At 60.6% G+C, this 13,399-nt stretch carries 14 protein-coding genes; 7 read left to right on the forward strand and 7 right to left on the reverse strand.

Features of this window, described 5'->3' with window-relative positions; translation table 11 throughout:
* Positions 1 to 122: 122 nt before the first annotated feature.
* The 4 genes from proX (GM415_RS05555) to proV all read right to left on the reverse strand — a co-directional run bounded on the left by proX (GM415_RS05555) (position 123) and on the right by proV (position 4,376).
* Positions 123 to 1,145 carry a glycine betaine/L-proline ABC transporter substrate-binding protein ProX gene (proX, locus tag GM415_RS05555; protein ID WP_158946830.1) on the reverse strand — a complete coding sequence of 341 codons (1,023 nt, stop codon included), beginning with the start codon at positions 1,143 to 1,145 and terminating at the stop codon, positions 123 to 125.
* A gap of 136 nt (positions 1,146 to 1,281) precedes the next feature.
* The gene (gene proX, locus GM415_RS05560) at positions 1,282 to 2,286 is read right to left on the reverse strand and encodes a glycine betaine/L-proline ABC transporter substrate-binding protein ProX (RefSeq protein WP_158946831.1); all 1,005 of its coding nucleotides are present in this window, start codon (positions 2,284 to 2,286) and stop codon (positions 1,282 to 1,284) included.
* Positions 2,287 to 2,322: 36 nt separating this feature from the next.
* Positions 2,323 to 3,153 carry an ABC transporter permease gene (locus tag GM415_RS05565; protein ID WP_158946832.1) on the reverse strand — a complete coding sequence of 277 codons (831 nt, stop codon included), beginning with the start codon at positions 3,151 to 3,153 and terminating at the stop codon, positions 2,323 to 2,325.
* Positions 3,153 to 4,376 carry a glycine betaine/L-proline ABC transporter ATP-binding protein ProV gene (gene proV / locus GM415_RS05570; protein ID WP_158946833.1) on the reverse strand — a complete coding sequence of 408 codons (1,224 nt, stop codon included), beginning with the start codon at positions 4,374 to 4,376 and terminating at the stop codon, positions 3,153 to 3,155. The genes GM415_RS05565 and proV overlap by 1 nt, the downstream gene beginning before the upstream one ends.
* A 742-nt stretch (positions 4,377 to 5,118) precedes the next feature.
* Between proV and GM415_RS05575 the strand changes: the two genes are divergently transcribed.
* Positions 5,119 to 6,081 (forward strand): GGDEF domain-containing protein, encoded by a 963-nt coding sequence (locus GM415_RS05575; RefSeq protein ID WP_242012363.1) that lies wholly within the window; start codon positions 5,119 to 5,121, stop codon positions 6,079 to 6,081.
* 56 nt (positions 6,082 to 6,137) lie between these two features.
* Positions 6,138 to 7,262 carry a type 1 periplasmic-binding domain-containing protein gene (locus GM415_RS05580; RefSeq protein ID WP_158946835.1) on the forward strand — a complete coding sequence of 375 codons (1,125 nt, stop codon included), beginning with the start codon at positions 6,138 to 6,140 and terminating at the stop codon, positions 7,260 to 7,262.
* Here the strand turns inward: GM415_RS05580 and GM415_RS05585 are convergent.
* The 3 genes from GM415_RS05585 to GM415_RS05595 form a co-directional block, all read right to left on the reverse strand.
* On the reverse strand, positions 7,222 to 7,392 hold the full coding sequence (locus GM415_RS05585; protein WP_158946836.1) for a hypothetical protein: 171 nt from the start codon (positions 7,390 to 7,392) through the stop codon (positions 7,222 to 7,224). The two genes, GM415_RS05580 and GM415_RS05585, sit on opposite strands and share 41 nt — an antisense overlap.
* Positions 7,393 to 7,531: 139 nt before the next feature.
* Positions 7,532 to 7,756 carry a competence protein ComEC gene (locus GM415_RS05590; protein ID WP_158946837.1) on the reverse strand — a complete coding sequence of 75 codons (225 nt, stop codon included), beginning with the start codon at positions 7,754 to 7,756 and terminating at the stop codon, positions 7,532 to 7,534.
* A gap of 16 nt (positions 7,757 to 7,772) precedes the next feature.
* Complete coding sequence (locus tag GM415_RS05595) at positions 7,773 to 9,197, reverse strand: DNA integrity scanning protein DisA nucleotide-binding domain protein (protein WP_158946838.1); 1,425 nt, start codon at positions 9,195 to 9,197, stop codon at positions 7,773 to 7,775.
* A gap of 178 nt (positions 9,198 to 9,375) precedes the next feature.
* Between GM415_RS05595 and GM415_RS05600 the strand changes: the two genes are divergently transcribed.
* The 5 genes from GM415_RS05600 (at position 9,376) to mutM (ending at position 13,367) form a co-directional block, all read left to right on the forward strand.
* Positions 9,376 to 10,098, forward strand: coding sequence for a DUF429 domain-containing protein (locus GM415_RS05600; RefSeq protein ID WP_158946839.1), 723 nt, complete (start codon positions 9,376 to 9,378; stop codon positions 10,096 to 10,098).
* Positions 10,099 to 10,108: 10 nt separating this feature from the next.
* Complete coding sequence (locus tag GM415_RS05605; RefSeq protein WP_158946840.1) at positions 10,109 to 11,362, forward strand: ChaN family lipoprotein; 1,254 nt, start codon at positions 10,109 to 10,111, stop codon at positions 11,360 to 11,362.
* Complete coding sequence (locus tag GM415_RS05610; RefSeq protein WP_158946841.1) at positions 11,363 to 11,845, forward strand: hypothetical protein; 483 nt, start codon at positions 11,363 to 11,365, stop codon at positions 11,843 to 11,845.
* A gap of 74 nt (positions 11,846 to 11,919) precedes the next feature.
* Positions 11,920 to 12,459 (forward strand): acyloxyacyl hydrolase, encoded by a 540-nt coding sequence (locus tag GM415_RS05615; RefSeq protein ID WP_158946842.1) that lies wholly within the window; start codon positions 11,920 to 11,922, stop codon positions 12,457 to 12,459.
* A 92-nt stretch (positions 12,460 to 12,551) separates the two neighbouring features.
* The gene (gene mutM, locus GM415_RS05620) at positions 12,552 to 13,367 is read left to right on the forward strand and encodes a bifunctional DNA-formamidopyrimidine glycosylase/DNA-(apurinic or apyrimidinic site) lyase (RefSeq protein ID WP_158946843.1); all 816 of its coding nucleotides are present in this window, start codon (positions 12,552 to 12,554) and stop codon (positions 13,365 to 13,367) included.
* The last annotated feature ends 32 nt before the right edge of the window (positions 13,368 to 13,399 follow it).

The following is a 13,399-nucleotide window of genomic DNA, read 5'->3' on the forward strand; positions in this document are numbered from 1 at the left end:
CTCGTTGCCATGGCCCATATCATTCCCTTCGAACGGGCCAAGACAAATCCCGTTCCGCTCCGTCCTCAAAAAAAAGGCCCCGGAGGGAGTCCGGGGCCTTGGGCGCGTTGTGATGGTGTTCTCTATTCAGCGGCTTCGCGGGCGGCTTTGAGCCAGCCGTCCCAAGTGGCCTTGTTCTTGGCGATCCATTCGTCGGCATGCTTGGCGATGTCCTTGTCGGACTTTTCGCCTTCGTTCATGCGAGTGTTCTGCTCGCTGATGTCGACCAGGGGCAGGGTGAAAATCTCAAGGAACTTGGCTGCGGCGGGATTGTCGGCCAGGAACTTCTTGTTGGCCACGACGCGGATGTCCGAGATCACAAAACCGGCCTTGAGCGGGTTGCTCACTGCGCCGACCACGTCATTTGCGACCATGCGGTCTTCGCTGCCGGTCTGGGCTTCATTGGGGATGATTTCGGGCACGTTGATCCACATGACGTCCTTGCCGGGCTTGAACTTGAACACCGTCCAGTTGGGGGTCCAGGTATAGAAGAAGACAGGCTTGCCGGACTTGTAGGAGCCCAGGGCGGAGGCCATTCCGGCCTCATAGGAGGCCTTGACCGGATTGATGGAACCCTCGAGGCCGTATGCTTTCATGTGGTGGGAGATGACCTTTTCGCAGGCCCAGCCAGGGGGGCATGCGGTCAGCTCGGCCTTGCCGTCGCCGTTGGAGTCGAAAGCCTTCATGACTTCGGGACGCTTGAAGTCGTCCAGGGACTTGATGTTGTATTTTTCCACGTCGCGCTTGGAGACGAGGTAGCCCTGGAGGCCGCCTGCCTTGGCAACGTAGCCGATCTTCTGCGCCTTCTGGTCGAAGTTCTTGGGCAGCTGTTCGTTGTGCATGGGGAACCAGCCGTTGGCCCAGTAGTCCACGTCGCCCAGGACGACTGACTTGTAAAAGATGGGATTTTGTAAATCTTTGGGTTTTTTGACGTCGTAACCGAGTTCGGTCAGCCCCTTGTTGATGAGGGCCTCCTGGAAAAAGCCGGTGTTCCAGGTAGCTCGGGCGGGCTGGACAGTGACGCCCTTGCCGGGCTTCATGTCCATGGCGAAGGCGCTTGTCGCTGTGATGGCAAGACACAGAATGAGGATTGCAAGACGTTTCATACTCTCTCCTTGGTTATGGTGAGTCCGCGCCGCATCCAGCTTCCGTGCCGGGGGCAGCCCATGCCGAAGGGCAGAGCATGGCGGACATAAAAGAGGAGCGCCCGGCGGGCGCTCCTTGCGTACGTATTGGTCGATGCTACTCGGCGGCCTGGCGGGCTGCTTCGAGCCAGCCGTCCCATGTCGCCTTGTTCTTGGCTATCCATTCGTCGACATGCTTGGCGATGTCCTTGTCGGACTTTTCGCCTTCGTTCATGCGGGTATTCTGGGCGGATACGTCGCCGATGGTGAGTTTGAAGTTCTTGAGGAAGGTGGCTGCCGCCGGGTTTTTCTCAAGGAACTTCTTGTTGGCCACGACAGTGATGTCATAGACCATGAAGCCGTTGCGCAGGGGGTCGGATACCGCGCCCTTGACGCCGGAGACGGTGCCCTGGTCGTCGCCTTCCTCGGGGACGTTGATCCACATGACGTCCTGGCCGGGCTTCAGCTTGAACACGGTCCAGTTCGGGGTCCAGGTGTAGAAGAAGATCGGTTTGCCGGATTTGTAGGCGCCGATGGCGGAAGCCATGCCCGCCTCGTAGGAAGCCTTGATCGGGTTGATGTCCCCGGCGAGGTCATACACCTTCATGTGCTTGGAGATAACCTTTTCGCAGCCCCAGCCCGGAGGGCAGGCGGTGAGGTCGGCCTTGCCGTCGCCGTTGAGATCGAACGCCTTTTTCACTTCGGGGCGCTTGAAGTCATTCAGGGATTTGATGTTGAATTCTTCAACGGCCTTCTTGGATACAAGGTAGCCCTGCATGCCGCCGGCCTTGATGATCGGGTCGAGAATCACGGCCCTCTTTTCAAAGTTCTTGGGCAGTTGCGGATTGTGCAGCGGGAAGTTGCCGTTGCACCAGTAGTCGATGTCGCCAAGGTAGATGGACTTGTAGGCGATGGGGTTTTGCAGGTTTTTTGGAGCCTTGACTTCGTAGCCCAGTTCCTCCAGGCCGCGGCGGGCCAGAGCTTCCTGGAAGAAGCCGGTGTTCCAGGTGGCTCGAGCCGGGCGCAGGGTGACGCCTTCGCCGGGTTTCATGTCCAGGGCAAACGCGGTGGACGCGATCATGACCGCGCACAGGGCGGCCAGCACGATTTTCAGCAGTTTCATACTACCTCCTAGGATATTCTTTTGTCTTTTTTCGGACTATTTCTTTTGGGCCATGGATTGCGTGATGCGGTCCAGGACGATGGCCATGAGCACGATGCCCACGCCGCCTACCACGGCACGCCCGATGTCCAGGGTGTTCAGGCCGAGGATAACCGGTGAGCCGAGTCCGCCCGCGCCGATGAGCGCGGCGATGACGACCATGGACAGGGCCATCATGATGGTCTGGTTGAGTCCGGCGAGGATGGTCGGCATGGCCAGCGGGATCTGAACCTTGACGAGCACCTGCCAGCGGGTGGCGCCGAAGGCCTGCGCCGCCTCCACCAGTTCGGGGTGCACCTGGCGAATGCCCAAGCCTGTAAGGCGGATGATGGGCGGCAGGGCGAAGATGATGGTGGCCAGAACGCCTGCCACGTTGCCCACGGAAAAGAGCATGACGATGGGCACGAGATAAACGAAGGCAGGGGTGGTCTGCATGGCGTCGAGCACGGGCCTGAGGCCTGCCTCGAAGCGATCGCTTCGGCCGGACAGGATGCCAAGCGGCACGCCGAACAGGGTGCAGATGACCACTGAGGACAGGACCATGGCCAAGGTGATCATGGTCTCTTCCCAGAGCCCGAGGAAGCCTACCAGGAGCATGGCGGCCAGAGAGAAGACGGCCAGTCGCTTGCCGGAAAAACGCCATGCGGCCAGGCAGACCACAGCAATGATAATGCCCGGGTGCAGGGCGTTGAGCCCGTGTTCAAAGCCGTTGAGCAACTGCTCCACCGGCCACTTGAGGGTCTGGAAAAATTCCCGGTGGTAATCCACCAGCCAGTCGACTCCAGCGGAAACCCATTGATCCAGAGGAATGATCGCTTCTTCAAACATTATTCTTCACCCCCGTCGATTTCCAGGTTTGTTTCCGCCTTGTGCAGGGTGTGCAGGAATCTGTTTTTGGAAACCACTCCCCTGTAGACGTTGTTTTCGTCCACCACCGGCACGGGCCAGGTGGCCGAGGCGACCAAGGGCAGGATGTCCTGCATGGAATCGTCTGCCTTCACCGGCGAGACCTCGGGCAGGAAGGCCTGGCTCAGCGGCTTGTCGGGCACGTTGGCTTCCAGACCGTTGCGGATGCCCTCGGAGGACACGATGCCGAGGAAGTGGCGTCTGGTGTCGAGCACGTATCCGTGCTCCCGCTCGCTGCCGCTCAGGATTTCATGAGCGGTGCGGAGGCTGCCCTCCTTGGACAGGACGATGGTCGGGTGAGTGTCGCGGGCGATGTCTCCTGCGGAGATGACGCCCGTGGGGTCCACGCCGCGGAAAAATGCGCGAACATAGTCGTTGGCCGGATTCTGGAGGATTTCGTCCGGGGTGCCCACCTGGACGACCTTGCCGCCTTCCATGATGGCGATGCGGTCGCCTATGCGCAGGGCTTCATCCAGATCGTGGGAGATGAAGACGATGGTTCGCTGGTGCTCCTCCTGGAGCTTGAGCAGTTCATCCTGCATTTCCGTCCGGATGAGCGGGTCCAGCGCGGAGAACGCTTCGTCCATGAGCAGGATTTCCGGGTCCACGGCCAGTCCTCTGGCCAGGCCCACGCGTTGCCGCATGCCGCCGGAGAGCTGGGACGGATACTGGTCCTCCCATCCCGCCAGGCCGACCTGGGCCAGGGCTTCCCTCGCCCGTTCATAGCGTGTGGTCTTGTCTATGCCTGCCAATTCCAGGCCGAAGGCCGCGTTGTTGAGTACTGTCTGGTGCGGCATGAGGGCGAAGGACTGAAAGACCATGCTCATGTTGTGCAGTCGGAATTTGACCAGTTCCTGCGGCGACATGGCGGTGACGTCCTCGCCGTTGACCAGGACTTTGCCAGCCGTGGGTTCGATGAGTCGGTTGAGCATGCGGACCATGGTCGACTTTCCGGAACCGGAGAGGCCCATGATAACGAAAATTTCACCGGACTCGATAGAAAAGGAGGCGTTGTCAACGCCGACAGTCATGCCCGTTTTCTCGAGCACTTCGGACTTGTCGAGTCCTTTCCGGAGCATGGACAGGCCCAATTTCGGCTTGGGGCCGAAAATTTTATAGAGGTTTTCTACGCGAATTTTTTCCATTGTTTCTCCAATAGGTGCGATAAAAGGCCGTTAGCCGCCGGGCGGCAACGGTGCATCGGTTGCTAAGAGGGGGGGAGATGGAAAAAGCTAACTGGGGGGGACCCGCTTTCGCAGGCCGCAAGGGATGGATTCACGGGGTTCGCCGTGAATGGGTGAGATTTTGAAGTCTATAGTATAGTCAGATGGTAGAGACATATTTTGATGCAATATTCCTGTACAACGTAAAAAACCATTGTTGCATGACACAATAAAGGCAAAGGCCAAATTGTTATTGATTTATCATGCTCGAATCACGAGGCGTTACAGTGAATATAGAAGCTAATTCATGAATTTCATACTGTATAAATTAAGAGAAATCTGCGCTGGGAATTGAAAAGTACCTCGGAGTTTTTTATCGTAGGTAAAATGAAACAGCTTGTCAAATCTCAATCTGATGACAAAAAAACAACGAACTCGTCTAGGCTTGCACAGGGATGCATTTCGAATGGAGAAGGCTGGCTTTTGAGGCTGTGCGGAAGGCTGCTTCCGGGCGCGGAAGAGGTGGGGCTCGGCGGATGGAAATCCCTTGGAAAATATGTCTTTACCGGCTGGCGGCGCTGCCATATAGTGTTTAGGTAGCAAAAAACGTGTCCCCTTCATGAGAGACGGAATTCCAATGAATGATTGTAACAATAATGGCGCTGTACATATGAACGAGGTTCTTCGAAAATTCGGTATTGAACACGATCCGGATTGGGTCGCCGTGGTTTTATTTGTTCGCAACCTGCTGACCAAGCTTTCCATCTACTCCTATGAGAAGAAAGCCGAGATCCAGCGCGAAGTGACCAAGGAGCTGGCCAAGCGCGACTTTTCACCGGAGCATTTTGACCAAGTTGTCGCCATGCTCGACATGTATATCATGCAGAACATAGGCACTGTTGAGCTGGAGGATGCGCTGGCGCAGGAAAAGCGTTCGGCCGTCCAGTTGCTCAATGAAATGGATGAGATCATCAATTCCATGCATGGCACCACGGAACGCCAGCAGCGAAGGCTTGACGCTTTCAAGGAGCATACCGTGGGGGTCATCCAGTCCAACTCGGACAAGTCGGTGATCGTGGCCAAGGTGCGGGAGATGTTCACCGAGCTGATCGTGGAGTTCAAGGAAGAGGCCCGGGAGCTTCAGGCCAAGGCTGAAATGCTGGAACGCACGGCCAATTTCGATCCGCTGCTCACCGAATTGCACAACCGGCGCGCCCTGGACGCCTTTCTCAACCAGGCCGTACGGGAGCAGGCCGAGGGAGAGGGGACGCTGTCCATGATGATGATCGACGTGGACTTCTTCAAGCGGGTCAACGACACCCATGGGCACCAGGCCGGCGACGACCTGCTGCGCGCCCTGGCCAGAATCCTGACAGCACACGCCACCCTGTATCAGGGGTTCACGGCCCGCTATGGCGGCGAGGAGCTGGCCCTGGTGGTCAAAAACATGGATCAGACCATCGCCGCCATCAAGGCCGAGGCCATCCGGGCCGGGGTGGAGAGTTACGATTTTCGCATCCGCACCGACGGCAAGTTGTCCAGCCGGGTCGACTTCACAGTTTCCATCGGCGTCGCGCAGTGGCGCGAGGGATGGGATGCTGGGAAGCTCGTCAGCGCCGCAGATGCCGCGCTGTACGAGGCCAAGAACTCCGGCCGGAACAAGGTCTGCGAATACACGGGGAGCTAGGCGCGGCGGCGTTGCCGCCCCAAGCGGTGTGTGTTCCCTTTTTCCCATTAATTGTCATGCCCGATCATTGCCGATTCGTCCTTCTTTGTTGCCTGGCGCTGGTCTGCTGGTGCCGTCCCGCTTTGGCCGCCGAAGTCGTGCTGCTGCATTCCACGGCTGAGCCCGACGCCTGGACCGAGGCCGTGGGGAGCGGACTCCGGCAGGCCCTGGACGGAGTCGCCGAGGTAGGCGAGCTGTATCCCGGCACCCCCCTGGACGATGAGGACCGTATCGCTGGCCGGTTTGATGAAATATCCCGTCGATGGGCGGACCGGCCTGTGGCTGCCGTGGTCACGGATGGCCCTACGGCCTTTGCGTTCATCCGCAAGTACCGGGAAGATCTGTTTGCCGGAGCGCCAGTCGTCTACTGCGGAACGCCCCGCCCGGAACCGGAGTACCTGCGCCAGTGCGGCGAGTGCGCCGGAGTCCCGTTGGAATATGCGGTTCGGGAGACAGTCGATCTTATCTATGCGCTACGCCCGGAAACCTCCCTTGTAGCCGGAATCATGGATGGTTCTCCGAAAAGCGTGCGGTTGCGGCGTCGGCTCGAAGCGGCCATGGCCTTGCGGGGCAGGGAGGCGGCCCTGATCTTTCCTGGTCATGAACCGGGAGACGATAGAGGGCTGGACCCGAGCTCCCTGGCTGACGTGGCCATGGGCATGCCGGGCCTGGGCGTGGTGCTGGTGTTGTCCGTTCAACAGGATAATGCGGGAAATCCGCTATCGGTGTCGCAGGCAGTGAAAATTCTAACAGAAAAGAGTGTGGCGCCGGTCTATGTCCTGTCGCGGGACCTCGTCGGCGCGGGAGCCTTGGGCGGGGTGGTCGTTCGGGGCGAGGACCAGGGGCGGGCCGCCGGGAACCTGGTACGCAGGGCTCTGGTCGGGGAGCGGCTGGGCGAGATGCTGGCCGAGGCCCCCTCTGCCGTGGCGGTGGCGGACCTGTCGGTCATGGCCCGGTTGGGCATGTCGGCGGATGCGCTGCCATCCGGGGCGGAGCGACTCAACGCGCTGCCGACGACAAAAGAGCCCGAGGGACTCTCTCCTGCCGGAGCGGGCGTCGCGTTTCTGGCGGCGGTTGTCCTTGTCCTGGCCTATGTCCTGCTCAGACGGTCAGCAAACGGTAGAGGTGGCCGGCTTCGATGACGGCCATGAGCCCGATCATTATTCCCGCCACATAGATCATGCGCCTGGTTTCGCGCCGTACCTTCAGGCGGATGGCCTCCAGCCGGCTGGCCATGCGGTCCTCGCTGTTTTTAACCCGTATCCAGATCATGCCTTGAACTCCATGCTTGGTTGTCTGACGCACCGAATGCGTTGTCGACCATACCCGACGGCGGGCTGGAATCGAGCGCGCAGGTGACGTCCGTGCGACGGTCGCATGGAATTGTTGTGTGGTTTTCGTGACGCGGCTTCTACCGGAGCATGGCCACGAGGGCGGCCACGCCCCAGAGCAGGGCGCAGCATGCCGAAGTGGTCGGGATCATCCACCATTTGAGGTGGACCCGCCTGCCTCGCAAGGTGAAGGCGGCGCAGCAGGAGAAGAGGCTGAGTACCATCTGGGCGAGCAGGCCGGATACGGCCAAGGCCGGAAGGGCGAAGAGCCAAAAGACGGGGTCTGAAATCCAGGAAACGGTCACGGCGAAGCTGAGGGGATCAGGCCATGATCCATTCGGCCAGGAGAGGAGGCCGTTTCAGCCTGCCGATGTGTTGGAAATGACAGGCCGCAGTCAACTCCACGCCATTCTTGATGATGGAGACCGGTCTGTCCGCAGAGACCACCACCACGACGATGTCCTCATGTTCCGCCGTAAAGCGCAGGGCGGAGTTGAAGCGCGCGCCGCGCGCCCGGTTTTCACCCGGCACGCACCGTCCGTCCATGAGGCAGCCGAAGCCGTGCAGCTTGAGGTCGCGGCCCACGTGCAGCGCGCCATCGAGCTTGGCCAGGGAGCAGGCGAGCTTGAGCTGGCTGGACTCCTGAAGGTCCAGCGGCTTCTCGAAGTGCTGACCTGACATGGTCAGGCGGTCGTGGCTGGTGTCGATGACCAGGGTGCAGCCGTGCTTGCGGTCGCGCACGCGGTTGACCATCAGCGAGACGATCTGCATGAGCGTGTGCTGGTCCGCCATGCTCATGTCGGTTTCCAGGAGCTGCTCCTCCAGTTGGACCAGGTTGGCCCGCAGGTTGGAGGAGTGGAACCGGCCCTCGTAAAAGGTGCAGATGAGCGCGTCCCGGAGCCAGAGAAAGCCGTGGCGTCCGCTGAACTGGGCGGCCAGGTAGGAGCCGGGCATGGGCCCGATGGCTACACCGAGGATGCGTTGCCCGTCAGAGACCAGCACTCGTCCGGATTCCTCCACGGCCTGCAACAGCTTGCGGACGTGCTTGGTGTCCTGGATGCGCGGCTGCTCGGTCTCGGGGAAGCGGCAGACGAAACGCACCGTATCCAGTTGGCTTGGCTCGACTACGACCACGCGGCCGCGCGGCCACTCGCCCTCCTCCTGGGTCTCGGAGACCCCGAGGACAGCGTCCAGGAAGGGGTAGATGCGGATTCGGGTATCCAGCCAACCCTGGCGGGAGCGTTCGTCCACGATGAAGTCGCGCACGGCATGGGTACCACAGTGCTGGAGCACGAACCCGGCGGTGTCCAGGTTCTGCACGTCACACGTGGCGAAATTCTGGGAGAGGAGTCCTGCGGCGTATTCCAGCCAGCGTTTGGTGGGCCCCACGGAGCACATGTCCGGGTGCTCGTCGGTGAACCAGGCCTGATACCGCATGAACCTGGAGTGGGCTTCCAGGGAGATGATGCCCGCCATGTCCAGGCCATCGCCTGCGTTTTCAATGACGTGGATTTCGTTGTGGTTGATGTCCTTGCCGCGCCACTTGTTGGAATAGAGGTAGAAGTCGCGCAGTTTGGGCTGGTGGCCCTCCAGGAGACCGAGCGGGTCGCAGATGCGCGGCGGGGAACCCGCTTCCACGGCGTAGATAAGCGCCACCCGGCTGGGTTGAGAAAAGTGGGTGAGACCATCCCGGAGGCCGTCCAGGATGTGCGAAATACAAATATTCTCAAAGGATGACGAACTCATGCTCACTCCCTGGCTGACCATGGGCCGCAAGCGGCCCCGATGTATGGATGTACCCTTAAAGAGGGAATAAAGTCCAGTCGAGAGCCCTCCGGCACTGCCTGCGTTCGGTGGAAGTGGAGCTTTGTGCAGGAATCGGAAGTTGTTTGCACGCCGGGCTCACCGCGCGTATGGGAAGTTGATGAACTTTGTTGGAGTGGATGGATGCCGAGGCGGGTGGCTGTCATGTCGTGTTGAGGGCCGGGAGGCGGTGTTTGCCGTGCGCCCGGATTTCGAAGCGGTGTGGCGGGAACACGGCGACGCCCGGTTGCTTCTCGTGGACATCCCCATCGGCCTGCCGGGCAGGCTGCATGCCGCGCGCAAGGCCGATGCCGAGGCGCGGCGAGTTTTGGGAAAAAGGCATTCCTGCGTGTTCTCTCCCGGGGTGCGCGAACTCGCTGGATGCGTTACATACAGCGAGGCTTGCAAGGCTAACCGGAAGCTTACCGGTAAGAAGATAAGCAAGCAATATTGGAATATTAAAAATAAGGTTGAGAGCGTCGATTCCTTTTTGTGCGCCACCCCGAGCGCGTTACGGATTGTCCGGGAGGCTCACCCCGAGGTCCTGTTTTCTCTTGCAGGAGGCGGTGTTTCCCTGCCCAACAAGCGGACACGGGACGGACAGGAGGCACGGTTGGCCATCCTGCAAAAATTCATAATGAATATTGAAGGGATAGTGAAAGAATTTCTGCAAAAGTCTCCGAGGAGTACGTTTGGCACGGACGATGCCCTCGATGCGGCCATCCTCGCGGTGGCTGCGCAGGAGAGTAGGGGAAAGCTGCGCTCTCTGCCGGATCCGCCCGAACAGGACGACCTCGGCCTGCCCATGGCCATCTGGTATCACGATTTTTCTTCAGCCCCATGAGGTGACCACAATGCAATGCAACTTTCGAAATCCGATCCTCGCCCCAGGGCGCGTCCTGACGCTTCTGGCCCTTGCCCTGGCCCTGGGAGCCTGCGCCAGGCACGTGGAGCACCCGCCCCTTGAGGTGACCTTCCTGCCCCAGCGCGGTGATTTTCTCTCCAACGGGGGTGATCAACTCTCCCTGGAAGAGATCACAGCAATGGCAAAGGGTAAGGACTACATCCTCATCGGCGAAGGGCACACCAACGGCTGTGACCACAATATACAGCAACGCGTTCTCGCCGCCCTGGCCGCCTCGGATGCGCCGCCGGCGGTGGGCCTTGAGATGGTGAGCGTGGACATGCAGCCCGTGCTCAACGATTTCTGCAAGGGACAGGTGGAAGTGGATGGCCTGGAGGAGGAACTGCAATGGAGCACAAGGTGGGGATACCCGTTTTCCCTGTTCCGGGGGCTGTTTGAGCTCGCTCAGCGCCACAGTCTGCCGGTGGCAGGGCTCAATGTTCCCACCCAGGTGACGCGCAAGATCGCGCGGGAGGGCATGGACGCCCTGACCGACGAGGAGCGGGCCTTTCTTCCGTCCGAAATCGTGCCTCCTTCCAATGACCAGGTGGCGTTTCTCGATGAAGTCTTTGCTCAGCACGAGGCTCGGAATGCCGCAGACCCGGTCCAGCGGGAGCGGTTTCACCTGGTCCAGTCCATCTGGGACTCGAAGATGGCCGAGGAAGCGGTCCGGCTTCGCAAGCAATACGAGTGGCCCGTGCTGGTCATCGCCGGGGGCGGCCACGTGGAGAACGGCTGGGGCATTGCCCGGCGCATCCGCCGTTTTGATCCCGGTGCCCGCATCTTGATTATCATGCCGTGGCGTGGCGGCGAGTTCGACGGCAAGAGCGGCGACGCACTGTTCTATTGTCCGGAAAGCTATGAATCCCGCATGGGTGCATTGCTCACGGCTACAGGCTACGGCGGGCTGCTGGTGGAGCGGGTCCAGCGGGAATCCCGTGCGGACAAGGCCGGGTTGCGGCCCGGCGACGTGCTGCTCGAGGCGGGCGGTGTGCAGTTGGACCATCTCTTTGACCTGCACATGGCAGGGTTCAAGGTGCATGAAAAGAACGCGGAATTGGTTTTCACGGTCCGGCGCGGGAGAGAGTCCTTTCCCGTGAGCGTGGGCAAGCTGGGACAGCGCAGTCCCGGTTCCGCTTCGGCCAAGCATCCGGCATCCGGCCCTGTCGATAAGAAAAATGATACTGGAAAGGAAGACAAGTAAATGCGCGCGATATCAACTCTTTTGTTTGGATGGCTGCTGCTTTGCCACCCGGCCATGGCCCATAATCTGGCCTCTCTTCTGCCCAAGTCGGCGGGTGATTTGAGTCGGGTGGAGCTGGTTACGGGAGAAGCGGCGCAGGAGGCGGTGGACAAGCTCCACGGCAAGCATCTGCCCGCACAGGAGAGTGCCATGGCCCGCTATGCCCGGCCCGGGCAATCGGCGCATCCTGCAGAGGTGTGGGTCTCGCGGGTGGAATCCGAACAGGAAGCGCGCCGCCAGACCGGGCAGATGGTCCATCTCATGTTCGAGAATCCCAAGTCGCCGTTCAAGCACCCTAAGCGCGTTGATCATAACGGGATACCGGTCTATCGCTTCGAGGGCATGGGCATGGTTCATCTGATTTGGTACAAGGGTGACCATGTCTGGTGGGTCAGCGCGGCTCCCGCCGCCGAACAGGCTTTGCTGGAGACGCTCTGTCGCTGAGCGGAGGCCATGAGATTTGACATCGGGACGGCGGACAGCTAATGGCGGAATAAGTCAAAAAGCGAGGTGACGGCATGAAACGGGTATTCTTGATGTTGGTTGCGGCGTTGGTGCTCTGCACGGCGTCCACGGCACTGGCCGAGGGCGACTCAATTCTGTCCGAGATCCGGGGCGGCATCTACGCGCATGACATCAGCTTCTGGAGCTTTCACCGTGAGGACGGGCCCGACGTCAACGCGGAGCTGCTTTTCGTCTCCCCCGAATTCCTCAAGGTGTTGTGGGCTCCGCGTCCCCACGTCGGCGTGACCATCAACACCGCGGGCGACACCTCCCACGCCTACGGCGGCCTGACCTGGGAATACGACCTGCCTGCCGGATTCTTCGTGGACGGCAGCCTCGGCCTCTCCGCGCACAACGGCCACCTCGACACAGACAACAGCAAGCGCAAGTCTCTGGGCTCGCCCGTGCTCTTCCGCGTGGGCGCCGCGCTCGGTTACAACTTTACGGAAAGGTGGAACGTCTCCGTTCAGTACGAACACATGTCCAACGCCTACATCGCCAACCCCAACGAGGGGATGGACAACGTGGGGTTGCGTCTGGGCTACCGTTTCTAGTCCCTGGTATGCGTCGGGTGCGCGAGTTTCCGCGTCATTTGCTCCACGCATTGTTTCTTTTCTCCACCCCGGTTTTCGGGTAGTTGAGGGACATGCCTGAACTGCCCGAAGTGGAAGTCATCGCCCGGGGCCTCAACGCCACCCTGTGCGGACGGACCATCCGTTCCGTGGACCACCTGGACCTCACCCGCCAGAGCGATCCGGCGGAGGTGCTCTGTTCCCGTCTGCCGGGCCGGACCGTTGTGCGCGTCTACCGCCGGGCCAAGGTCTTGCTGGTGGAGCTCTCGGATGGCGTGACCCTGGCCTTTCATCTAAAGATGACCGGACGGGTCGTGCACGGTCCCATGCGGAAGCCGGGCAGGCATGACCGACTGTTCCTGGCGCTGGACGACGGTTCGCTGCTCTCCTTTGCGGACATGCGGCGGTTCGGCTATGTGCGCGCCATGACGGCAGGTGAGCTGGCGGAGTGGGGTTTTTTGCTGCGTTGCGGCCCGGAGCCGCTGGAGACCGCACCAGAGGTGCTGGCCGATCGCATCGCCGGGCGGAAGTCCGCCATCAAGGCGTTGTTGCTTAACCAGAGCGTGGTGGCGGGTGTGGGCAACATTTATGCGGATGAGTCCCTGTACCGGGCGGGCATCCACCCGCAGGCCAGGGCGGACCGCCTCAGCCGGGGGCGCGCCTTGAAGCTCTTTACGGAACTCCAGGCGGTGCTGCGCCAGGCCATTAGCGAGAACGGCAGTTCCATCCGCGATTACGTCAACGCCAGCGGTGACGCCGGAGCGTTCCAGAACAGCTTCAACGTGTACGGCAAGGGCGGCGGCAAGTGCCCGGAGTGTGGCGCGCCATTACAGACCGAAAAGGTGGCCGGTCGAACTTCCACCTTCTGTCCTCGTTGCCAGAAGCGGTAGGCAGGTGAATATAGTGTCTACATGGCAGCCCG

It is taken from the genome of Pseudodesulfovibrio cashew, from assembly GCF_009762795.1.
In the GTDB taxonomy this organism is placed as follows: Bacteria; Desulfobacterota; Desulfovibrionia; order Desulfovibrionales; family Desulfovibrionaceae; genus Pseudodesulfovibrio; species Pseudodesulfovibrio cashew.

Coding starts and splice junctions, on each gene's coding strand:
- proX (WP_158946830.1), bottom strand. CDS start 1,145: ATGAAACGTCTTGCAATCCTCATTCTGTGTCTTGCCATCACAGCGACA.
- proX (WP_158946831.1), bottom strand. CDS start 2,286: ATGAAACTGCTGAAAATCGTGCTGGCCGCCCTGTGCGCGGTCATGATC.
- GM415_RS05565 (WP_158946832.1), bottom strand. CDS start 3,153: ATGTTTGAAGAAGCGATCATTCCTCTGGATCAATGGGTTTCCGCTGGA.
- proV (WP_158946833.1), bottom strand. CDS start 4,376: ATGGAAAAAATTCGCGTAGAAAACCTCTATAAAATTTTCGGCCCCAAG.
- GM415_RS05580 (WP_158946835.1), top strand. CDS start 6,138: ATGCCCGATCATTGCCGATTCGTCCTTCTTTGTTGCCTGGCGCTGGTC.
- GM415_RS05585 (WP_158946836.1), bottom strand. CDS start 7,392: ATGATCTGGATACGGGTTAAAAACAGCGAGGACCGCATGGCCAGCCGG.
- GM415_RS05595 (WP_158946838.1), bottom strand. CDS start 9,197: ATGAGTTCGTCATCCTTTGAGAATATTTGTATTTCGCACATCCTGGAC.
- GM415_RS05600 (WP_158946839.1), top strand. CDS start 9,376: ATGAACTTTGTTGGAGTGGATGGATGCCGAGGCGGGTGGCTGTCATGT.
- GM415_RS05605 (WP_158946840.1), top strand. CDS start 10,109: ATGCAATGCAACTTTCGAAATCCGATCCTCGCCCCAGGGCGCGTCCTG.
- GM415_RS05610 (WP_158946841.1), top strand. CDS start 11,363: ATGCGCGCGATATCAACTCTTTTGTTTGGATGGCTGCTGCTTTGCCAC.
- GM415_RS05615 (WP_158946842.1), top strand. CDS start 11,920: ATGAAACGGGTATTCTTGATGTTGGTTGCGGCGTTGGTGCTCTGCACG.
- mutM (WP_158946843.1), top strand. CDS start 12,552: ATGCCTGAACTGCCCGAAGTGGAAGTCATCGCCCGGGGCCTCAACGCC.